The sequence below is a fragment of the Streptomyces hirsutus genome (genome assembly GCF_001418415.1).
GTDB lineage: Bacteria > Actinomycetota > Actinomycetes > Streptomycetales > Streptomycetaceae > Streptomyces > Streptomyces hirsutus.
On the sequence record NZ_LIQT01000157.1, the window covers coordinates 13,456 to 35,804 of the forward strand.

General features: G+C 70.9%; 15 protein-coding genes. 2 read left to right on the forward strand and 13 right to left on the reverse strand.

Translation table 11 applies throughout. The annotated features are described in order from the left end of the window. Positions 1-149: 149 nt before the first annotated feature. Positions 150-449 carry a hypothetical protein gene (locus tag AOK11_RS42770; protein WP_338058925.1) on the reverse strand — a complete coding sequence of 100 codons (300 nt, stop codon included), beginning with the start codon at positions 447-449 and terminating at the stop codon, positions 150-152. Beyond that, positions 433-5,445, reverse strand: a complete 5,013-nt coding sequence (locus AOK11_RS12510) for a sacsin N-terminal ATP-binding-like domain-containing protein (protein ID WP_157869340.1) — start codon at positions 5,443-5,445, stop codon at positions 433-435. Before AOK11_RS12510 ends, AOK11_RS42770 begins: the two co-directional genes overlap by 17 nt. A gap of 565 nt (positions 5,446-6,010) precedes the next feature. Here AOK11_RS12510 and AOK11_RS43940 point away from each other — a divergent pair. Beyond that, a complete protein-coding gene (locus tag AOK11_RS43940; protein ID WP_240497320.1) occupies positions 6,011-6,463 on the forward strand; it encodes a hypothetical protein in 453 nt (150 codons plus the stop codon). Positions 6,464-6,624: 161 nt separating this feature from the next. Here AOK11_RS43940 and AOK11_RS12520 read toward each other — a convergent pair whose 3' ends face one another. From AOK11_RS12520 to AOK11_RS12560, 9 genes are all read right to left on the reverse strand, one after another. After that, a complete protein-coding gene (locus tag AOK11_RS12520; RefSeq protein ID WP_055593758.1) occupies positions 6,625-11,385 on the reverse strand; it encodes a caspase, EACC1-associated type in 4,761 nt (1,586 codons plus the stop codon). A 2-nt stretch (positions 11,386-11,387) separates the two neighbouring features. Then, the gene (locus tag AOK11_RS12525) at positions 11,388-11,897 is read right to left on the reverse strand and encodes an effector-associated constant component EACC1 (RefSeq protein ID WP_157869341.1); all 510 of its coding nucleotides are present in this window, start codon (positions 11,895-11,897) and stop codon (positions 11,388-11,390) included. A 236-nt stretch (positions 11,898-12,133) separates the two neighbouring features. Further along, positions 12,134-13,741 (reverse strand): phytoene desaturase family protein, encoded by a 1,608-nt coding sequence (locus AOK11_RS12530; RefSeq protein ID WP_055593760.1) that lies wholly within the window; start codon positions 13,739-13,741, stop codon positions 12,134-12,136. Between the two features lie 89 nt (positions 13,742-13,830). After that, positions 13,831-14,286 carry an SRPBCC family protein gene (locus AOK11_RS12535; RefSeq protein ID WP_055593761.1) on the reverse strand — a complete coding sequence of 152 codons (456 nt, stop codon included), beginning with the start codon at positions 14,284-14,286 and terminating at the stop codon, positions 13,831-13,833. 120 nt (positions 14,287-14,406) lie between these two features. Further along, positions 14,407-14,784: a hypothetical protein gene (locus AOK11_RS42775; protein ID WP_157869342.1), complete on the reverse strand. Its 378-nt coding sequence runs from the start codon at positions 14,782-14,784 to the stop codon at positions 14,407-14,409. A gap of 217 nt (positions 14,785-15,001) precedes the next feature. Further along, positions 15,002-15,502 (reverse strand): metallophosphoesterase family protein, encoded by a 501-nt coding sequence (locus tag AOK11_RS12545; protein ID WP_055593763.1) that lies wholly within the window; start codon positions 15,500-15,502, stop codon positions 15,002-15,004. A gap of 214 nt (positions 15,503-15,716) precedes the next feature. Next, on the reverse strand, positions 15,717-17,237 hold the full coding sequence (locus AOK11_RS12550; RefSeq protein WP_055593764.1) for a catalase: 1,521 nt from the start codon (positions 17,235-17,237) through the stop codon (positions 15,717-15,719). A gap of 684 nt (positions 17,238-17,921) precedes the next feature. Beyond that, positions 17,922-20,249: an FdhF/YdeP family oxidoreductase gene (locus tag AOK11_RS12555; RefSeq protein ID WP_055593765.1), complete on the reverse strand. Its 2,328-nt coding sequence runs from the start codon at positions 20,247-20,249 to the stop codon at positions 17,922-17,924. 118 nt (positions 20,250-20,367) lie between these two features. After that, positions 20,368-20,880, reverse strand: coding sequence for an SRPBCC family protein (locus AOK11_RS12560; protein WP_055593766.1), 513 nt, complete (start codon positions 20,878-20,880; stop codon positions 20,368-20,370). Positions 20,881-21,135: 255 nt separating this feature from the next. Here AOK11_RS12560 and AOK11_RS43395 point away from each other — a divergent pair, with 255 nt between their 5' ends. Further along, complete coding sequence (locus AOK11_RS43395; RefSeq protein WP_167353786.1) at positions 21,136-21,288, forward strand: hypothetical protein; 153 nt, start codon at positions 21,136-21,138, stop codon at positions 21,286-21,288. Between the two features lie 671 nt (positions 21,289-21,959). Here the strand turns inward: AOK11_RS43395 and AOK11_RS41715 are convergent. Both AOK11_RS41715 and AOK11_RS42780 read right to left on the reverse strand, forming a co-directional pair. Continuing rightward, complete coding sequence (locus tag AOK11_RS41715) at positions 21,960-22,118, reverse strand: hypothetical protein (RefSeq protein ID WP_240497317.1); 159 nt, start codon at positions 22,116-22,118, stop codon at positions 21,960-21,962. Positions 22,119-22,133: 15 nt separating this feature from the next. Further along, entirely contained in the window at positions 22,134-22,322 is a 189-nt protein-coding gene (locus AOK11_RS42780) for a hypothetical protein (RefSeq protein ID WP_157869343.1), read from the reverse strand. Positions 22,323-22,349 lie beyond the last annotated feature (27 nt).

Genomic DNA, 22,349 nt, shown 5'->3' on the forward strand with positions numbered 1-22,349 from the left:
CCGAGACCATCAGCAGGTGGAGTGCGCCCCCACCCACTGCGCAGCACTGCGCCGGCGAACACCTGAAAACCCGATCGAGGGGTGTCCCGGGAACTTCCACTCCCGCGGTGCATGACGGCTCACGAACACCACTGCTTGAGGCCGCTTGCTCAATGCGAGTTGCTGGGCCGCGCATTTCCCAAAGGCGAGCACTGATACCGCAGCCCCCGGCTGACCATCCTGAAGCGGTCGCGTCCCTGGGTCGAGAACGGGTTCGGCAGGTCGAACACGCGGCGTTCCTCCGGGACGAGGGCCGAGGTGATCAGCAGGATGCGGTAGCGGTTGCCCCGGGCGTGGCGGCGGGCCGCTTCCACCTCGGACTGTCCGAGCTCGAACTCCACCCGCTCGGCGCCCGGTTCGCTCAGCGCCTTCACCTCATACAGCCGGCTGGTGTTACCACGCCATGCCACCTCGAAGTCGTATCCCAGACTGTCGGACGCCTCGCTGTCTCCGTTGACGACGGCCGCGTAGCCCGAGGTCCACCGCACGTCGGGGTAGTGGCGCTGGAGCCAGGCGCGCGCGGCCACCTCCCCCGACGAGGCCGACGGCGGAACGCTGGTCCTCGTTGGCCTGGTTCATCTTCGCGACGACGATGCGTGGCTTGACGGTGGCAGCACCTCCGTGCCGTGGCCGGGGCACACCGGCCACGGTGTCCAGGCGCACCCTGCCCGACTGGGTGAGAAAGGCTTCGTCGATGCTCTTCGAGGCGATGTCCGCGATGGTGGAGAACTGGTCGCGCCCGACCCTGACCTCGGCGTCTCCGATGGTGATGGTGCGCGGAGCGACATCGACGGAGCTACCGGAGCCCTGGGACCGCGCCGCCGTCTGCGCGAAATCCCTGTCGGTGAGACCCAGTGCCGCAGCATCCGCGGCATGCGGCATTCCGGCGGGCCACCCCACAGCGCGTGCCACCGCGCCGAGCAGTTGTTCCTGGCTCAACGGCAGCAGGTCGTTCAACCCGGTTCCGTCGACGTGGCTCTTGCACTCCAGCAATGCCGCCCCGTGCCACCCCGCGGGCACCTGAACGCCATGGCGGCGGCACCAGGCGGCCACCAGGGGAACCAGCGCGGGCACGAGCGCGTCGAGCGTGGCGGCGTTGCGTGCACGGAGTTGGTCGACGGGCTCGAGCTCGGTGGACCGCTCGAGGTCGTCTTCGGCTCCGTGCGCACGGAGCCACTCCTGCACCCTACCGTGCATCGCCTCCTCGGGAGGGGTGATGAACCGGGGAAGCCAGTCCGGGTCCGGTTGCAGGTCGTGGAAACCGCGGGCCGCGGCGTAGCCGGAGATGTCCTCGCCCTGCTGCGCGGCGACGGCGTACCGCTCGCGAAGCCGGTCGAGAAGAATGCCGGAGCGGTCGCGCACGAAGTCCCCGAAGGCTTGTTCATGGCGCTCGGGGTAGTGCTCCGGAGGGTGGCCGAGAGAGACCAGCGCGGCGTTGAACCGCTGGAAGTCGAGCCGCAGTTCGTCCCGGAGTTCCGCCGGCCTCGTGCAGGAGCGGGCCAGGGCCACCAGGTCCGCCGACGAGCGCGGCAGATCGGGCGCGAGCCGGTCGATGATCTCGACGAGCTCACGCTCGCCGGCCGCACGATCGAGGATGTGGGCGGCCTCCTCGTTCCAGGTGTCGGCGGCGAGACACGCCAGCACCGGGCGGAGCAGTCTCACCGTGTCCTGCACGTCGCCGGTGAGGTTGCGCCGGATTTCGGTGACCTTGGCTTCGGTCGTGTCCAGCGCCGCCGCGAGGACGCTGTCGTCGATGAGCGTGGGGCTGCTGCCGTCGAAGCTCCGCTCGAGTTTGACCAGGACCAGTTCCAGCGCGTCCTGCAGCCACGCTCTGCCGAGCAGCTGCGCGACGGCGGGTGTCGCCGCCTGCAGTTCGTCCCAGCCCTCGTCGCACCTCCAGACGACCACCGTGGGGTGGTCGGCGTCCGGCAGCGGCAGCGCGCGCGTCGTCGACGGCGGTTCGGTCGGCGTACCGGAGATGGCGATCTCCACGTCGTCGGCGTGTACGACGCGGAGGGTGCGAAGCCGTTCGAGGGCAGCACGGACACCACGCTCGCTGCGGCGTACGAAAGCCCCGGACTTGAGTTCCATGGCGAGTGCCACCACGGTGACCAGCCACTCCCGTCCCCTGATGAACCCAGTGGTCTGCCCCGACGGCGTGATGGAGGCGCCGTCGCGGTGACGTACCTGCACATGGGTGGCCGATGTGCGCTCCATCTTCAGCCCGTTCGCCTCGGCCAGGCGGCCAATGACCTCACCGGATTCCGCCGGGGCGACGAGGACCGGATGGCCCGCCAGCTCGATGAGTGCTTCCTTCAGGGGATCCGTCTCGTCGCAGACGATGACCGGTGTTCCGTCGGCCGACGGTGTGAAGGTGCCCAGCACGTTGGTGCGGCTGACCACGAGGCGGACCTCCTCACCCGGTGCCCAGGGCCAACGGCCTGTCCGCGCGATGTTCGACCACGCCCGCTCGTAGTGCCGTTTGAAGGAGACGCTGAGGTACTCGGGTACTTCGCCCTGGTCGAGCACGTCGCCGAGCTGCTTCACCGCCGCCCCGGAATGCTGCGGATCGTCCCACTTGCGGAGGCCGAGCCGGACCATACGCTCGACGACGGTCCTGTCGGTGAGCAGGCGTCGCGTCGACAGGGGCAACGCGGGGACGAAGGTCGGGAGTTCGCCGTCGATGCTGAACCAGGCCCGACGTGGTTCGACGAAGGACGGGCCGTCCGGGTCCTCGACGGGAAGCCAGTCCAGGCTTCGGAGGTAAGAGGCGAGAGGAGTGGGCCAGACATGCGCGTCTTTGAAGGGGTACAGGGGCCTGTGCACCGTGACGGTGAGAACCTCCTCGCCCCAGGTGCGGAGCCCGTACATCAGCAGTTCGGCGAACTCGCGTCGGGCGGCGGAGCCGAGCCCGGCGACCTCGGTCGCTCCTGCCAGGTGGGCCGGCGCCTTCGTGAACTCGTACGGCGTGTACGGGTGCGCGAACTTTGTCCACCCGCTCCTGACGTCGGCGGACCAGGCGTCGGCGAGAGCATCCTCCAGCCCGAGGCGCACGGCGAGGCCCGAGGGCCGCAGTTCGTATCCCTGGCAGGCCCCAAGGCGTTCCCCGACGGCTCCCGGCCTCAGGCCGTCGCACACACCGAGGGCCTCCAGGAACTCGATGTAGGCCGTTCGGTCCCGAACCGGAGCGGGCCAGTCGTCGGGGCCGCTGATCCACTGTTCCCGCTGGGCGGCCAGGGCGGGGACCCGGGATCCCCCCTCCGCGAGGAACCTCTCCAGCCGCCGCGCTCCCTCGGTGCCCCAAGCGGGTGAGAAGGAGCAGCGCGCGGCTCTCCCCCACCGGCCGGCTTCGGCCGGCGGCAGCCGGAAGGGGATACGGGCCAGCCGTCGGCGCTGGGCCTGGGTGAGCAGCGGGTACTGCCGGAAGGCGAAGGTGAGGGCGTCGCGGCTGAGCGCCTCCGAAGGATGGTCGGAGAGCAGATCGTCCAGCGCGTCGAAGACGCGGTCCAGTTGGTAGGGGCGCACCAGTTCGTTGCGTTCGAGGAATCCTCGCCCGGCGCTGTCCCAGGTGATCGCAGGGTGCGTGAAGGAGATACGGCGCCGGAGCGCCTTGAGGTCACCAGGGACCCGAGTGACGGCGTCGCTGTCCGCGATGTCGTCGGGCTCGGGATGGAAGAAGACGGTCGCGTCCTGTCTGCCGGACTCGGTCCGGCCGCCGAGGGCGCTTTTCAGCTGCATGTCCTGGGTGAGGATGATGCGCCGGCCTCGCAACACGCCCTGGTCCCGGGCGAACGCATGGGACACGTCACTGTAGAAGTCCGCCCACACCAATCCTGCCGGCTCCGTACCGCCGAGCAGCGACCGCGCCACGGTTTCGGCCCACTCTGCGGCCAGGAGCGCCGGAGGACGAAAGGGCCTGGAGAGAACGGCCTTGCACAGCTTGTCCAGACGCGTGTGACGGACGGGGCCGACGGACGGGGTCAGCAGGTCGGCTCCGGCCCTCGTCAGTGCCTCGGTGGTGAGAACGCGCCAGGAGCGCTTGCCGTCGGGCCATCCGTAGGAGTCCTGCAGCGAGCCCCACGCCTCCCGTCCGTGCAGGGGCACGATCGGTTCGGCGGCAAGCTTCCCGTTCAGAGCGGCGTCGAGCCGGGCGGGTACGTCCCAGCACATGAGGTCGAGAACGAGGTCCGCGGCGATGAGGTGCGGGGTCTCCGAGCACATGCGTCTGCTCAGTTCCACTGTCAGTACGGCGAGCTGGTCGAGGAGGAAGGCGTTCAGGGCCACCGTCTCACTGATGTCGAGGCGGGCCAGCTTGGTGAAGAACGGAGCGTGGGCGTGACCAGGGAACGGGGCGTGAACTCCCGCGGCCATCGGCAGGAAGGTGTACATGCGGCCGTGGGTGAGCGGCGCGTCGAGTCGTAGCGCGACCGCCACCCATGCGTCGGCGTCCCAGTTCTCCCAGGCGGCGTCGATCTCGCGCGCCTGGACGCTGCGACCGACCGCTCCACTCAATTCCTCCGCATCGAGTGTTCGACGCCCCAGCAGGTAGCGGCCCGCCCCGGCGAGATCGACCTCCCGTACCCAGTCGGCCTCACATGCGGTGACGAGGTTCGATGCGCGCTCGGCACGCGAGAGGACGTGCCGGAAGGAGGCATCAGATCCGTCACGCACCTCGACGAGGAGTTCGGCCACGCGGTCGAGGAAGAGCAGGAGCGGCGCCTCGCTGTTCACCATGTTCTCCGCCTGCGCCACGGCGAGCCCCCAGGCATGCCGGTCGCGCAGCGGGAGCCGGACGACCGTGGAGTACCCGGCCTCGGCCAGTTCCTTGAGTACGGGATCGGTGATGTCGGCCGGTACCGGCAGTGCCAGCGGGGAGATGTCCTCGGTCACCCGGGCTGCCAGTGCCGGCTCCTCCACCAGAGTGCGCACGTCCTCGGGCCTGGCGAAACGGAAGCAGTAGCCGTCGAAGTCCGGAGAGGCGGGTGAGGACTTCGAGTAGATCTCCGGCCAGTCCGTCAGTTGCAGCACGCTGCGGAACCCGAGGCCCTTGTTGCCGATCCCCTCCCCCGCCGCCTTGCTCGACAGGGCCAGCTCGGTGATGGCGCGGAAGTTCTCCTCGGCGAACGCCGCCCCCTCGTTGGCGACGTAGAGGACACCACCGCTCTCCTGGGAGACCGCCAGGACTGCGATCCTTCCCGGGTTGGCGTCGCCGAGTGCGTCGTGGCCGTTCTGGACGAGTTCGAGGATCGTGCGGCCCTCGTACTCCTGGGCGGTGTCCTCGCTGACGGACTTCAGGCTTTCGGCAAACCGCCACGTCTCGCCGGCGTCCCTGTAGATCTCGATCCGCCGCCGGGTCAGGGCGAGCACGGCCGCCCGAAATCCGTTGCCCTCTGCGGCATCCCACATCGATGTGATGGCTGTTCCCCTCGTTCCCGCACACCCGAGCATCCGCATGCGGCCAAAGGCCAGGCTCGGTGACGCCATCCAACCCGATCAAAGGGCATGAATTCAGGTGTATCCGCATTTGCACAGTACGTGGGGCCAAGCAAGTCTCGCTGCTCTCCCCCGGGATCAGCGCGTTGTCTTGTCCAGGATTTCGCTCCGAGCGAGTCACCGACCCCCTACGAACAGCCCCCGGGACGCCGCTTTTTGCGACAGCCCGCTGTCCTCGCGGACGACTCGCAGCCCAGAAGCCGCCCGGGGACGAGGAGTCGGGGCAGAGTCTGCTCATAGTGACGCTTCTGGCGTCGCGTTGGACGGTCGCGCCACGCGTCAACGGGCCGGGCAAGACCGCATGAGCGGAGCTATGGCTGTCCTCGGAGACACCCGTACCACCTCCGGTCAGCCGCTTTCCGCCAACGCCTGACGGGTTTTCGGAACTCGGGCGCCGGTGTCGGACCCGCCGACTAACGTCAGCCGCTCATGCCTCCCTCAGGAGCGCGGCAGACCGAGGGGAAGCGCTGTGACCGCCATGCCCGAGGACCGGACCGGGTACCGGATCTCCATCGTCGACGAGGACCCGCTGCGTGCGCGCAAGGAAGCGCGCGAGCTGCTCGCCGGGATCGCCGGCGTCGACCCCGGGGCGGCTCTGGACGTTCCCCGGCAGGGCACGGCGGCCGGCCCGACGGAGAAGGGCGGGCTGTCGGCTTACACCATCGGGCTGGTGATCAGTGCCGGTTCACTGGTCGCCGCCGGGGTGCAGATCTGGCTGGCGCGTGTGCCGCAGCGGACGATCGTCGTCGGGCGGCCGGACAGTGGTGACCCGGCGCGGCATCTGCGGCTGACGCACGCGCGGGGCGACCTGTTGACCGGGCTGCCGTCCGGGGGCTACGGGGCGACGGCATGCCCGGTGGGCCGCACGGTGCGGGTTCCGGCGTGGCGGATCCTGGCGAGCGAGGAGGCGCTGGCGCCGTTGTTCGGCTGAACCCGAACGTGCTTCCAGCAGCGGATTCACCCACCGGGCAGGCACCGGACGACGTACGTCGTGTGCTGGCCGTTGCCTGCCTCGGAGTCATTCCGTGGGCCCACCCGGGTGAGGCTGGGACGGCACGGCTGTGCCTGCTGCTCCGCCTCGCCCCCAGGGAGTCAGTCGCAGGACGCGCGGTAGGACAGGTGCGGGAACATCTGCTTCCACAGGTCCTCGGGGGCGCTCGAGGGGTAGGCCGTGCACAGGTCCTCGTAGAGGCCGTCGGTGTCGAAGTCGAGCACGTAGGTCATCTCCGGTGTCATGCCGGAGGTGTCCCGATAGGTGACGGCCAGCCATCGGGGGGACTGCGACGATGCCGCCGGGGGCACGTGCACCGCGGACGCGTACTGCAACGTGAGGAGTTCGGGGGTGTTCCACCGTCCGTCCTCCCTGACGGACCAGAGGCGGTAGGGCTCGCTCGTCACCGCGTAGCGGCCGTCGGGCGTCATGCGGATCGACCTGACCGCGTGGTCGAACCGGAGGTCGTGGCCCGTCCTTTCGGGATGTGCCGGATCGGAGACGTCCCAGAACTGGACGCTTCCGTTGTTCAGCGTCGCCGCCAACTTCCCCTCGCCCGTCGGGAAGTAGCCCCTGGGTGCGGCGGGAAGCAGGCCGCCCTCGACGGGGTGCGCGGGCCGGGAAAGGTCCCAGAGCCGGATCTCGTGCGCCACCGTCTCGGTGACGAGCAGCCGGGACGGGGCGTAGTACATCGCGCCCTCCATCGACGCCGCATCCTCGATGCGGCCGTCCTTGCGGGGGCGGGCGGGGTCGGAGACGTCCCAGAACCTGAGGTGCCGGCCGTTCTCCGTCGTCGCCAGCGACCGTTCCCCGGCGAACCACAGGCTTCCCAAGCTCCCGAGCGCGCTGCTCGCCCTCACCGCGACCGTGCCCCGGCGCACGGGTTTCGCCGGATCCCGGATGTCCCACAGCGCGGTGTCGGGTTCCTCGTGCGAGCCCACCGCGAGGAGCATGCCGTCGGGACTCACAGCGATGCTCGGGATGTCGGCGGTGAACCGGATGCCGGAACTCTTCTTCACGGTCCCGTCGGGCTCCAGTTGCCAGATCTGGAGGGTGTGGTCCGGCCCTTCGATCCAGTGGTGGGCCAGGAGCGTCGGCTTCCCGCGGCGAGTCAGGAAGAACTTCGCCTCCCATCCCCTCGGCAGGGTGTGCCGGGCCTTCGGCGCCTTGATGTCGCTGACGTCCCACACCTTCGTCGTGGGGCCCGCGTCGTCCTGCTGTGAGGCGATGACCAGTTCACCGTCGGCGCTGAACGGGCTGCTGCCCATCTGGGGCACGGCGTGCACGCCGCCCGTGAACGCCGGCGCCCGGGGACGGTCGGGCCACACCCGTATCTCTCCGCCCACCTCGCCGACCGCCAGATACCTGCTGTCCGGGCTGAACGCGACCGACTGGGACGGTTCCCCCGTCGACAGGGTCACCCCGGGGAGGCCGTTGACCAGCTCCGACACCTTCCCGGCCATGTCGGCCCGTCGGACGCCGTGGTCGCGGTCCGCTCCCGCCAGGAACCTGCCGTCCCCGCTGAAGGCCAGGGACGGTATGCCGTGGTCGTGGATGCCCCAGGTGTCCCCGTACTCCTCCGCCTCCACGCGTCGTAGGTCCCGCCCGTCCGTCACCTCCCACCAGGCGATCTTTCCGGCTGCGCCGGTGGCGACCACCAGGTCGCGGTGGGGGTGGGCGGCGACCGCCATGACCGTCTCGGCCCGTTCCGTGTCCCGCAGCACGGGCCGGTCCGGGTCGCCGACGTCCCACAGCCGCACCTGCGCGGGTTCGCTGTCCGTGTCCCCGTTGCCGTTGCCCGTGATCAGATGGCCTCCGTCGCGGGTGAAGGCCAAAGAGATCAATTCCGACGTGGCGACCGTCCGCTGCGCCCGCAGTGCGGGCCGGGCGGGGTCGCCCACGTTCCACAGCCGCAGCAGTCCCTTCTTGCTGCCCGTCCTGCTGCCCGCCGCGAGGGTCCGGCCGTCCTTGCTGAAGGCCAGCGTGTACGTCTCCTGGTGGGCGAGCCGCACCAGGGAGAGCCGTCTCGGCTTGTGCGGGTCCGTGGTGTCCCACAGCGTCAGTTCGTCCGCCGACTGTGCGGCGAGGATCCGTGAGCGCGGATGGTAGGCGATGACCGTACTGCTCTTCAGCGTGAACCGGCCCGCTTCGACGGGCCTGGTCGGCGCGGACACGTCCCACAGCTGGACACGGCCGCCCTCGGTCCCGTTGACCCGGTGACCCACGGCCAGAACCTTGCCGTCCGGACTGTAGGCGACGTTCAGCACGGCTGCGCGATACTGCTTCTCGGGCACGAGCCGGACCGGTGTGACGGTCATCGACGCCGCGTACAGGCTGGAGCGGGTCTCCGGAGTCACCGCCGTGCGGTACGCGGCCAGGCTGATGCTCAGCGCGGTCTGCGGGTCGCGCTCGCGCAGGGCGTCGGCCTTGGCGGCCAGCTCCCTGGCGATCAGGCTCTTCTCCCGGCTCGCCGCCTGTCCGTTCTCGTGGAACGCCCACCCGAAGAGGGACGCCGCCACCACGGCCAGGGCCGAGAGGGCGGCGATCCACGCCCGCGTGACGAGGCGTCGCCGACGCTGCGCGCGGTCGCTCGCGGCGACGAAATCCCCCACCACGTGCGGGACGGGCACGCGGACGACCGCCGGCGCGGCTGCGACGGCCGGGCCGTCGGTGGCCGCTTGACGGGTTTCCTGAGCCGGCCGGCCGTCCCGGGTCTTCCTGCCGGCCCGGGAGAACGGGGCTTTCCGGGCCGGCCCAGTGTGGTCCGTGGTGAGCTTCTTCGCTTCTTCCAGGGCATCGCCCTCGTAGAGGCCGCTCGGCTTGCGTCCGGCCTCGGCCCAGCCCTCCGCCGACGCGGTCAGCCGGCGGAGTCTCAGCAGGTCGTCCCGCACCTCGTCGATCCAGCCGCTCAGCCTCGTCCACGCGTGCAGCAGCGAATCGTGGCCGAGTTGCGCCCCGCCCTCCTCGTCGACGACGACCAGGCGGGCGTCCGCGAGCCGGCGCAACAGGTCCTCGCTCCCGGCCAGTTCCGCCGGCAGCACCCGGCGACGGACCAGCCGCCCCTCGCCGTCGGCGACGTGGACCATGGCCAGCAGGAGGCTCCGCAGCGCCGTGCGGCCTGCGTCGTCGAGGGAGTCGTGGATCCTGTCGGCGGCCGTGGCCACCGCGCCCCGGATGCCTCCGGCGGCGGCGTACCCGGCGTACGTCAGCGTCGTCCCCCGGCGCCGCAGCCAGATCTCGGGGAGGGCGTAGGCCAGGAAGGGCAGCGCCGCGGCATCACCCGTGGCGCGTCGCTCCTCGTTCACGTCGCGCCGCAGGAGCTGCGGTACGCCCTCCTCCCACCGCAGGCCCGCGTACTCCGCAGGGCGCACGATCGCGGCCTCGACCTCCTCGTCGGCCAGCGCGGGCACGGCGAAGTGGCCCGGCCGCACGACGGGCGCCAGACGGGGGTCGCTCAGGGCGTCGCCGTAGTAGTCGGCGCGCAGGGCCAGGACGAGACGCGGAACGGGCGGCGGGCCCCCGGCCCCCTCCCCCTCCTCGTCCTCGCCCTCGCCCGCTCCCGCGGTGAGGGCGGCGGCGAACCGCTCGCGTTCGGCCTCGTCCGAGCAGAGCGTGAAGTACTCCTCGAGCTGGTCGATGACGAGGAGACGCGGTGCCTGCCCGGTCCCGGCCCCGCCGCTCGTCGCCGCGGGCCGGCTGAAACGCCCGCGTTCCAGGTCCCGTACGACGTCGGAGGGTGCCCTGCCCACCGCCGCCGCCCACTCCTCGGCGAGCCTGCGGAAGGGCCACTCGCCCGGCGCGGACACCAGCCGCACGGGACCGAGTCCCGCCTGCTCCGCGGCCACGCCGAGCCCCGCCCGCAGGAGCGAGGACTTGCCGACCCCCGACGGTCCCACCAGGACCACCGGCTCACCGGGTCGCGCCTGTTCGACGCGGCGCAGCAGCTCCCGGGTCAGCTCCTCGCGGCCGAAGAAGAGACGGTGCTGCTCGGGAAGGAAGGGGAGGATGCCGGGGTAGGGGCAGGCGGCGTCCGGGTCCGGGGCGTCGGCCGCCCGTTGTTCGGTGGGCGGGCCCGGCAGCGGCTCGTACCGCCGGTTGACGGCGAGGGCCAGCTCGCTCATGCGCGCGGTGCCCCCGCCGTACGGGCGGGCGGCGCTGCCCTGGAGCCGCTGGTCGAGCAGCCGGTAGAGGCCGCCCAGCGTCAGCCACTTCGGGCCGCCCGCGTCGCCCTCCCGCAGAAGGCCGAGCAACCGGCCGCTGAAGAGGGTGTGCTCCGCGTCCGGCGGGGCGTACGCCAGGGCGTCGCGCATCGCCGATGCGAGCAGGTAGCTGCCGGTGGGCCGGGCACCGGCGAACGGGTCCGCGGCGGCCGGCCGGCCGGGCTCCCGCGCGTTCCCCGCGAAACAGCAGTCGAGGATCACGACCGGGTCGGCGGCGGCGTCGCTCAGGTAGCGCTCGATCTCCGTGTAGGGAACGGAGTGCGCCAGGTCGGTCTGGGACTTGGTGCTCGCCGTCGCCAGGTAGAGCTGCCGGCCAGGTCCGCGCAGCCCGTGCCCGACGAAGTAGAGGAGGACGGTTCCGCGCTCGTACCGCTGCTCGGTGGGCTCGGCGCGGTCGATGGCCGTCGCCAGCGCTTCCAGGACATCGCTCGGCGACGTCGGATCGGTGAGCAGCGTGACCCGGTCGCCCATGCCGCACACCGTGCTCAGCGTCTCGGCCACGTCCCGCGCCGACCGGAGGGCGGACGGCAGACCGGGCAGGTGACGTCCCGGATGGGCGGCCGTCCCGACCACCAGTGCGTGGCAGCCGGTCGCCGCCAGGTCCCCTCTCGCCGGTGAATCCGACGCGTCCCCCGGAGTCATCGTCAGCCCGCTCCTCCGGACGGGCCGACGCGACCGTCGTCCTCCGCCGTGTGTCGTGTCTCCTGGATTCCTTGTGTCCCCTGCGGCCTTTGCGTTCCCTGCGGCCTTTGCGTTCCCGGCGCCGCCGTCCGTGGGTTCCGCTCCTGCTGAAGCGCTGCGGCGACCCGCTCGGCCAGCTCACCGGCGCCTTCGGCGGTCAGACCGCGCACCTTCTCCGAGGAGACCACGACCTGGGTGCCGTCCGGCAGGCTGAGGGTGACGGTCTGATTGCCCCGGCGGCCCTGCAGCCACACCACGACGGCCGCCCCCAGAGCCGCCGTCGGACCGCCGGGAGCCAGCAGCAGCGAGATCAGCTCCCCCAGGGCGCCCATGGCTCCGTCCGGCAGCGCGTCGGGAACCTCCCGGCGGACGAGCACGCGCAGATCAGGGTCCTGGCGGAGCCACTGGTAGAGGTCCTCCGAAGCCCCGGCCGCGTCTCCGTCCCCGGCATCGACGGCCAGTGTCACTCTCATCTCTGCTGCCCTTCCGGCTCAACTCGGTGCAGGAGTCATCAACTGTCCACTTGAACACACGAGTTGGCAACGCGATAACGCGCCTCGGTGACGACGGGTCCGCACCGGACAAGGCGGAAGCGTCCGCCCCGCCCTTGGCATGGCCGTCAAGACGCCACGTGGCACCCCGTCAGGAGCCCTTGCTCCGCTCGGCCGGGAGAACCCGTACCGCTGCTGCGCCGGTGTGGTGGCTGTTCTCAGGTGTTCCGCCCGGCTCGGGCGGTCCACGGCACGCGGGCCGAGCGCAGGCGGCCGAGGCCGCTCAGCGCGGCGCCGGCCGCGTTGGCGCCGGGGGCGCCGTGCACACCGCCTCCGGGGTGGGCGGAGGCCGAGGCGAGGTACAGGCCCTTCACCGGCGTCTCGGGGCGCCCGGTGCCGGGTGTCGGCCGGAACACCAGCTGCTGGTGCAGGGACGCCGTTCCGCCGTTGATCGCGCCCTCGTGCAGGTTGGCGTCCATCGACTCGAGTGTGCGCGGCGAGAGAACGCGCCGGGCCGTGATGCGGGAGCGGAATCCCGGCGCCCAGCGTTCGACTTCGTTCTCCATGCGGTCGGCCATGGCTTCCTCCTCCCTCCGGTCCCAGAGCCCGGTCAGCCCGTCCTCGCCCGCGTCGCCCTTGATCCGCTGCGGGACGTGGGTGTAGGCCCAGGCCGATTCGGTGCCGGCCGGTGAGCGGGTGGCGTCCGCGGTGGACATCTGCCCGAAGAGGAGGAAGGGCCGGTCGGGCACCCGGCCCGTCGCGAGCTGGGCGGCGAAGCGGGTGAGACCGTCGACTCCGTCGGCCAGGTGGACCGTTCCCGCCGAGGCCGCCTGCCCGGCCGTCCAGGGCACGGGGCCGTTCAGCGCCCAGTCGACCTTGAAGGTCGCGGAGTCCCACTGGAACCGGGACAGGTCCTTCAGCAGCCGGCCGGGGAGGTGCTGGGCGTCGACCAGTTCGCCGTACAGTGCCGGTGCGGACACGTCGGCGAGTACGGCACGGCCCGCCGGTACGGACTCGCCTCCCGCGGTGCGTACGCCGACGGCCCGCCCGCCGCGTACGACGACCTCGGTCACGCGCTCCCCGCAGCGGACCACACCGCCGCGCCGCTCCAGCCGGCGCACCAGGGCCGCCGTGAGCGCCCCGGCTCCGCCCACCGGCACGGGAAAGCCGTAGGCCTGTCCGAGCATGCACATCAGCCATCCGAAGCCTCCGCTGCCCGCCGCTTCGGGGCCGAGATCCGCGTGCAGCGCGCTGCCGGCGAGCAGCAGCCGTCCCGCCTCGCCGTGGAACGACTCCTCCCCCAGGCGGCGGACGGGCAGCAGCAGGGTCCGCGCCAGGCGGAGACCCCCGGCCGCCCGGAGCCCGGCGGCGAGCCGGAGGGAGGCCCGGACCGGAGGGAAGGGGGTGAAGAGAACCCGCAGGACGTCCGGGCTCAGGCGCTCCCACGCGGTGCACAGGTCGAGCCAGGCGTCCCCGTCGCCCGCCGCGAACGTGTCCAGGCCCGCAGCCGTCTCGGCGGCTCCGCGCGCGAGGACGGCGCACCGGCCGTCCGGCAGCGGGTGCGCGAGGACGCGCGGAGCGTGGCTCCAGGTGAGCCCCTCTTTCCCGAGTTCCAGACCCGCGAGGACCGGGGAGGCGGCGGCGAGGGGGTAGAAGGCGCTGAAGACGTCGCTCACGTAGTCGGTGTGGGCGCCGCGGTCGCTGCGGACCGCGCCGCCGGGTTCCGGCTGGGCCTCCAGGACCTCCACACTCCATCCCGCGTCGACGAGCTTGTTCGCGGCGACGAGACCATTGGGTCCCGCGCCGATGACCACCGCGGCCGGCATCGTTGCCTCCCTGTGTTCTCGCGGGTCCGAGTCCGCCCGGCCGCCGCGCCGTGCTCTCCGGGCGGCCGCGGGGGCCGCGGGGGCCGCCCTCAGACCGCCTGGTGCGCGCCCTCGGGGGTCTCCTCGACGGTGTCCGCCAGTCGGGCGAGCATGCTGCGGTGGCGCAGCTGGATCAGCGCGTCCATGACCGTGTTGTGGAGCTTCCCGGCCGGTCCGCGCAGGGGGTGCTCGTCGATGGTCACCAAGGCGTTCTCACCCCACGGGCGGACCTCCAGGGCGATCCGGGCGGTGCCGAGCCGGCCGCTGTCGGCCTCCAGTTCCAGCACCGCCGGGGCCTCGCACCGCCGGACAATGGTGCTTCCCGCCACCGACCACCGTCCCAGCCGGATCGTGTACGTGATGCTGGAGCCGACCTGTGGCCACACGCCCTCCGCGGGCCGCGACTCGGACGTGCCCACCACCCAGTCGGCGTAACGCGTCCCGTCCGCGAGAACCGCCCACACCTCGTCCACGGAGCGTTCGATCAGTCGGTGCCGTACGGCCATCCGCCCTCCAGCCCTCTTCGGATCACCGGCCTCCGCCCGTACCCGGCCGTGAGGCCTCACTCGTTCACTCTCGCAGGCATCGGGGGAATCCGCCGCCTGCCGTTCGGCGCGCCCCGTCCGTCACCGGACGGCGGTACGGCGCTTCCGGCACGCGGGCAGGTCGGCGGCGACCGCGCGCACGAAACACGTCGCCGCCCACACCAGCAGCACGTTCACGGCCGCCCCCAGCCCGCACGAGAGAGCCAGGCTGTAGGGGACTGCGTCGCCCCCTCCCCCACCAAGGTCGCCGAGCATCACGGCGAGCGGCATGAGGACGAAGACGTAGAGCACGTTCAGCCCGGGCTGCGACAGCCAGGACACCAACGGTTCCGCTGGCGTGGAGCCCTGGGCTCCCGCACTCAGCCCACCGACGATCATGGCGACGACGTATGCGACGGCGACGATCCGGGCCGCACGGCGACAACGGGGGCGGGGGCGGCTCTGCGGTGCACGGCTCATCGTTGCGGACCTCTCACCGGGGGCGGGGTGCGGTCACTCGACCGGAGTGGCCGCACCCCCATCATTGAACACGTTCAAAACTTTCTTCGCTCCGGGCAGGCGAGTTACATCACCGCCGAGATCGTCAACGCCACCGGCGGCACCCCTCTCCCGTAAGGCCCGTCCCGACGGTGAACGTTGCCCGACCGGTGCTGTTGCGCAGGGGGCGGATCGCCGGTCAGCGCCTCGGCAGTCGGTGCAAGGTGACCTCGCCCGGCACGCCGTCCGCCACGACGAGAGTCATGTACGTGCAGTACGGCTGCCGCCTGCGGTCCGTCGGTGACCCCGGATTCAGCAGACGCAGGCCGCCCGGCGCACTGGTGACCCAGGGGATGTGGCTGTGACCGAAGACCAGGACGTCCAGGTCGGGAAAACGCCGGGCGCAGCGGTCTTCCCGCCCCCGCGCCGGGCCCGTCTCGTGAACGACGCCGAACCGCAGGCCTCCCAGCTCCGCCCGGGCCACCTCGGGCAGCCGCTCGCGCAGCTCAGGGCCGTCGTTGTTGCCGAACACGCCGATCAGCCGCCGTGCGCGTGCCTCCAGCAGGTCGAGCGTGGGGATGTCGACCCAGTCCCCCGCGTGCATCACGACGTCGGCCCGCTCGATCTCGTTCAGCAACTCGGCGGGCAGCCGCTTGGCGCGTACCGGCACGTGCGTATCGGAGAGGAGCAGCAGCCTCACGGGTGACACAGTCGCCCTCCCCCGACCCGGCACAGGAGTGCCCGCGGCGCCGGGCGAGGGTTCGCAGCCGGTCCCCGCCACGGTGCGTGCTTGATCACGCCCCGTGGAGTACCCCGCTCCGTCCCCCTGAAGCATCCGGTCGGGCAGGGCGTCGCCGGTTGCCGGGCGGCTCACGGGTGAGGCCGTGTGCCGGCCCGGCGGGCTCGCGCGAGTCTCACGCCTTGCGCTGCATGGAGCTCCGTGCGGGATTGCCCTGTTCGGCGGCCTTGGGGTCCTTCTCGTGGGCCTTGGCCCGTACCCCGTCCGCGATGCGCTTGCCGATGTTCTCGTCGATGTTGGACCAGTACGCGAAGGCCCGCTCGAGGACGGGTTCGGTGACACCGTCGAGGAGGTGTCCGACGACGTTGTCGACCAGGCGGTCGCGTGCGGCGTCGTCCATGACCTCGCGCACCAGGGTGCCGGGCTGCCCCCAGTCGTCGTCCTCCGGGTGGGAGACGTAGGCGGCGCGGGTGATCTCGCCGTCGGCCTCCCAGCTGGGCGGGCTGCCGTAGCGGGCGGTGTCGGCCGCGGGGCCGCCCTTGGAGTTCGGCGCGTAGACCGGATCCGTCGTCTTGCGGTAGGCCATCGCCCCGTCCTTGGAGTAGGTGTGGACGTCGACGACGGGCGCGTTCACGGGGAGCTGCTGGTAGTTGGCGCCGATCCGGTGGCGGTGGGCGTCCGCGTAGGAGAACAGCCGGGCCAGGAGCATGCGGTCCGGGCTCGGTCCGATGCCCGGGACCAGGTTGTTGGGCTGGAAGGCCGCCTGCTCGATCTCGGCGTGGTTGTCGGTCGGATTGCGGTCGAGCGTCATCCGGCCGACCGGGATGAGCGGGTAGTCGCCGTGCGGCCACACCTTGGTGAGGTCGAACGGGTTGAACCGGTACCCCACGGCGTCCTCGTACGGCATGACCTGCACGTTCAGGGTCCAACTGGGGAACTCGCCGTCGCGGATGTGCTCGAACAGGTCCCGCATGTGGTAGTCCGTGTCCGCCGCCGCCATCTGGTCGGCCTCGTGCTGGGTGAAGAACTCGATGCCCTGGTCGGTCTTGAAGTGGTACTTCACCCAGAACCGCTCACCCGAGGCGTTGATCCACATGTAGGTGTGGGAGGTGTAGCCGTTCATGTGGCGCCAGGTCCGCGGAATGCCGCGGTCTCCCATCAGCCAGGTGACCTGGTGCGCGGATTCCGGGGAGAGGGTCCAGAAGTCCCACTGCATGTCGTGGTCGCGCAGGTTGTTGTCCGCGCGGCGCTTCTGCGAGCGGATGAAGTGCTGGAACTTCATCGGATCCTTCACGAAGAACACCGGCGTGTTGTTGCCGACCATGTCGTAGTTGCCTTCGCTGGTGTAGAACTTCACCGCGAAGCCGCGCGGGTCGCGCCAGGTGTCCGGGCTGCCGCGCTCACCGGCCACGGTCGAGAAGCGAATCACCAGGTCGGTGCGGACGCCCGGCTGGAACAGGGGCGCCTTGGTGTACGCGCTGACGTCGTGCGTCACCTCGAAGTGGCCGAAGGCCCCGCTTCCCTTGGCGTGCGGCTGGCGCTCGGGGATCCGCTCCCGGTTGAACTGCGCCATCTGCTCGATCAGATAGGCGTCCTGCAGAAGGATCGGGCCCCCGGGTCCTACGGTGAGCGAGTGTTCGTCGCTCTCGGCAGGAGCGCCCGAGTCGGTCGTGGTGGCGGGTCGGATCTCCGTCATGGCTCTGCCTTTCGTCTCGTGGCTGCGACGAGCCGGCTGTTCCGGCACCGGTGCGCGAACGCGCGACCGGCGAAGCGGGCGGGGCACTCCCCGCCCGCACTCGTGGCACGGACGCGCTGGAGCGACCCTCGGTACATCCTCACCAGCACGTCCCGGTTCCCGGAGCCGGGTTCACCCGAAACAGCCGCGGTAAACGCCCTCACTCGGACAGAGCGACCGGGATGCCGCTGCCTGCCCGATCGGCTCCGCCCCGACGACACCCGGTGACCGGTCCGGCCCGGAGAACGAGCAGTGGGCACGGGAGGGGGAGCCGTTGCTCCCGTCGGCCAAGGCGGGTCCCGGGCCGTACGTGGCACTCCAGCGGCGGCGAGCACGGAAGCCGAATTCAAGAATCGTCGCAATAATTCTGTTTTGCGTAGATAGTAGGTGATTATCGATAGCCTCGGAGGGTGCTCTCCGGCCAAGGGGCTTGCGTGTCTGCCGCCGAGGTCGGCGGAGCCTCGTCCTGCGCACCGGGCGAGCGAAGGGCGGCATCCGGCTCTCAGGGGCCGATGCCACGGCATTCGTCCCCGGCAGGCCGCCGACTCCCGCACCCGACCGAAGAGTCCGACACGTGGAGAGCACCTGGGACCGTAACGCCGATGAGATCGCGCAAGCGCTCGCCGACGCCGCTCGTCGGTGCCGTCACGGGCGCTCCACGACCCCGGAGGCGTGGTCGCCCGAGCGTGGCTCCAGGCGTACGACGATGCCTTTGTACGTCGGCGTGTTGCTGGTGGCGGCCACGCTGTCCAGCGGCACCAGGACGTTGGCCTCCGGGTAGTAGGCGGCGGCGCAGCCGGCGGTCGTGGGATAGGAGACGAGCCGGAAGTCCTCGGCACGACGTTCGGTGCCGTCCTCCCAGACACTGACCACGTCCACCTGGGAGCCGTCCTCCAGTCCGAGGGCACGCAGGTCGGCGGGGTGGACGAGCACGATGCGACGCGAGCCGTGGATGCCCCGGTACCGGTCGTTGGTGGTGTAGGGCACCGTGTTCCACTGATCGTGGGAGCGCAGCGTCTGCAGCAGGAGATGCCCCTGGGGGGCGCGCAGCGCCTCGAAGCTGTTGAGGGTGAACAGCGCCTTGCCGCCGGGGGTGGGGAAGACACCCTCGTTCACCGGGTTCGGCAGGCCGAAGCCGCCCGGCTTGCGCACCTTGGTGTTGAAGTTCTCGAAGCCGGGGACGACCCGCGCGATGCGGTCCCGGATGGTGCCGTAGTCCGCCTCGAAGTCCTCCCAGGGCACGGGCACCTTGTCGGCCAGTGTCCGGCGGGCCAGCCTGCTGAGGATCGCGACCTCGCTGAGCAGGTGGCTGGACGCCGGGTCCAGGCGCCCGGACGAGGCGTGCACCTGGCTCATGGAGTCCTCGACGGTGATGAACTGCTCCTCGCCGTTCTGGCAGTCCCTTTCACTGCGGCCGAGGGTCGGGAGGATCAACGCGGTGTCGCCGCAGACGGTGTGGGAGCGGTTCAGCTTGGTGGAGATGTGCGCGGTGAGGCGGCAGCGACGCATCGCCTTCTCCGTCAGGTCGCTGTCGGGGGCGGCCCGTACGAAGTTGCCCGCGAGGCCGAGGAAGACCTTGGCCCGGCCTTCGAGCATGGCCCGGACGGAGTTCACCGTGTCCAGGCCGTGCCGGGCGGGCGGGGTGAAGGAGAACTCGCGTTCGAGGGCGTCCAGGAAGTGCTGGGGCATCCGCTCCCAGATGCCCATGGTCCGGTCCCCCTGGACGTTGCTGTGTCCGCGTACGGGGCAGACGCCGGCTCCTGGCCTGCCGATGTTCCCCCGCAGGAGCTGGAAGTTCACCAGTTCACGGATGGTGGGCACCCCGTGCTTGTGCTGGGTGAGCCCCATCGCCCAGCAGACGACGATCCGCTCGCTGGCCAGGACCCGGTCCCGCAGCTCCTCGATCTGGCGACGGGTCAGGCCGGTGGCCGCCAGGACGTCCGGCCAGGAGACGGTGGTGCGGATGTGGTCGGCGAACTCTTCGAACCCACTGGTGTGGTGGTCGATGAAATCCCGGTCCAGCACCGTCCCCGGCGCGGCGTCCTCGGCCTCCAGCAGGAGCAGGTTCAGGGCCTGGAAGAGGGCGAGATCGCCGCCGAGCCGGATCTGGAGGAACTGGTCGGCGAGGTTGGTGCCCCGGCCGACGACCCCGCGCGGTTTCTGCGGGTTCTTGAAGCGCATGAGGCCCGCTTCGGGGAGCGGGTTGACGGCGACGATCTGTCCGCCCCCGCGTTTGGTCTCCTCCAGCGCGGAGAGCATGCGGGGGTGGTTGCTGCCCGGGTTCTGCCCCAGGGTGAGCACGAGATCGGCGTGGTGGATGTCCAGCAGGCTCACATCACCCTTGCCGACTCCCAGCGTCTCGTGCAGCGCCGCGCCGCTCGACTCGTGACACATGTTGGAGCAGTCCGGCAGGTTGTTGGTCCCCAGGGCCCGGGCGAAGAGCTGGAGGACGAAGGCGGTCTCGTTGCCGGCCCGGCCGGACGTGTAGAAGATCGCCTCGTCGGGCGAGTCCATGGCCCGCAGTTCATCGGCGATCAGCCCCAAGGCGTCGTGCCAGCTGATCGGCTCGTAGTGGTCCGCGCCCGGCCGCTTCACCATGGGCCGGGTGAGTCGCCCCTGCTGATTCAGCCACCGGTCCGAGCCGCGTGCCAGTTCGGAGACCGAATACCGCTGGAAGAACTCGGGGGTGACGCGTCGTGTGGTGGCGTCGTCGTTGGCGTGTTTGGCGCCGTTCTCGCAGTACTCGTTCGTGTGGCGTTGGCCCGGCGCGGGGTCCGGCCAGGCGCAGCCCGGGCAGTCGAAGCCCTGGGTCTGGTTGATGTCGAGCAGGTTCAGTGCCGTACGGCGGGCCGAAGTCTCGGCGAGGGAGTACCGCACCGCGTGGGCCACCGCCGGGACACCGGCCGCCCACGTCTTCGGCGGAGTGATCTTCGCCTGCTCGCCGCCCGGATCACCGTTCGATGACTCTCGCACCGCATCGACCTTCCGCTCTGTTCCACTCGCCTCCACCGCTCCCCGCCGAGCCGGGAGACGGCGAATGATGGCGCTACCGGAAATATCCTCTTATCGATTATGGCGTCATGGCCGTTTCTCAGCCGGTCGGCCAGTTCGGCACCCGCGGCGGCAGAAGGTCGGAGTCCGGTTCCACATGGCCGCCACTGATCGTCCCCCGCCACTGCCCGGTCTCCCGGCCCTGGCCCTCGATGTACTCCTTGAAGCGCCGGAAATCCTCCTGCACCTGCCTGCGGACCAGACCCAGGGCGTCCCCGGCCCGCTCGGCGGCGCCGCGCGGAGTGAAATCGATCCGGAAGGCGACCCGGCAACGGGTCTCCCCCAGCGCCTGGAAGCGCACCTCACCGGTCGAGCGGGACCTCCCCACGGTGCGCCACACCACTCGATCGTCGGGGCGTTGTTCGGTGATCTCCGCGTCGAACTCGCGAGTCACGCCGCCGACCCTGGTCACCCAGTGCGTCATGGAGGAACTCGGCCGGTCCACCCGGCGCACGCCGCGCATGAACAGGGGAAAGCACTCGAACTGAGTCCACTGGTTGTAAGCCATGTGGACCGGGACGTCGACGTCGACAGCGCCTTCGATGACGCTCATGGGCGCCTCTCCTCTCCGCCATGGGCCAGAGGCCGTACATCCACACATCCACGCGATCGAGTGCCCTCCTCGAACGCTCTCAACCCGGGTGATGTCGTCCCTGGAGCGGGTTCGGCGGCGCCTCCGTCGGCCGGTGCCGCACGCCACCGGCCACCGCGGGGCCTCCGCGGACGGTTGACGCACGCCTCTTCCGGGGACCCGGGGAACTCCAAAGCCCGTGGCGACGGCGTAAAACAAGGAAAAGAAGGTGATGTGATGAGCGAGACCACCCCCTCACAGGCAGAGGGAGAACGGGACGAGGAGGAACGGCCCACGGAGCCGGACCGGACCACTCCCTCGCAAGCCGAGGGGGAACGGGACGAGGAGGACGACCGGGCTTCGGCGGACGGCGGGGACGAGCAGCCGTAGCGGGTACCGACCGCTGAGGAGACATCGGGCGGACGGCAACGCCGCCGGATCGGCCTGGTCGAGAACGACGAAGCCGAACAGGTGACGAACCGGGGGTGGCCGTAGGGGCCGATGCGCTGCCGAGTGCCCTCCTCCCGACCCACTCCTTGCCCCTTGCGGCCGTGGCCGCTCCCGGAGTTCAGGAAGTACCTCATGCCAGAGGGACCTCGGCCCTCGGCCGAACCCGCCGCACTCACCCCCCGAAGGGATCAGCCATCACGTGAAGAGCAGGCAGTTTCCTCCGACCAGGCGCTGCGCGACCGGCAGAAACTGCACGACGGCCTCACCGCGAAGATCGAGGCGCTCCGGCGGCGGAAAGACTCGGCCGAGGGAGAGATCAAGAGCCCTTCGCCGCAGGCTCCAGAATCGCCACGCACTCCACGTGATGCGTCATCGGAAAGATCTCACCGGAACGCGGTCCACCATATGTGCAGGTCAAAGGGCATTTACCACGGCTCTCCAGAGCTGTCCGGCGCTCGGAGCGTCACACGGGCGTCACCCGTGGTTCCCATGGCAGCCGACACGCCACCGGCACGGCACGATGCCCCCGGGCGGCCACCGCGCCGGTGAACTGTCGCGGTGGCCTTGGCGTGCGGAGTCGAGCGGCCGTGGCCCGGCGGGGCGACCGCGCGTCAGCGTCGCCGCCGGTCGGCCCGCAGCTCGAAGTCGCCGTAGCTGTTGTCGACCGGGTTGACTGTGACCCCGGGCGCGACGATGTCATCGATGGCGTCGAGCACGTCGGCCGGGAGGGTGACGCCGGCGGCGGGCAGGAACGTCTCCAGCTGCTCCATGGTGCTCGGCCATGCTCAGATCCTGGTGTTGTCGTCGGCCACGCCTGCGGCGGACGGCGCCGGGCGCAGGGCGGTGTGGAGCGTGCTCGCCCCGAGCCCGGCCCGTGTGCCGCCGGGCAGGACGTCGCCGATGAGGGAGGGCGGCGCGGGACAGACGGTGCGGCTCAGCCGCCAGGCTGGTGTGCATACCGGAGCCGGGGGCACTGCGACCTCCTTTTGATCACCCTGTGT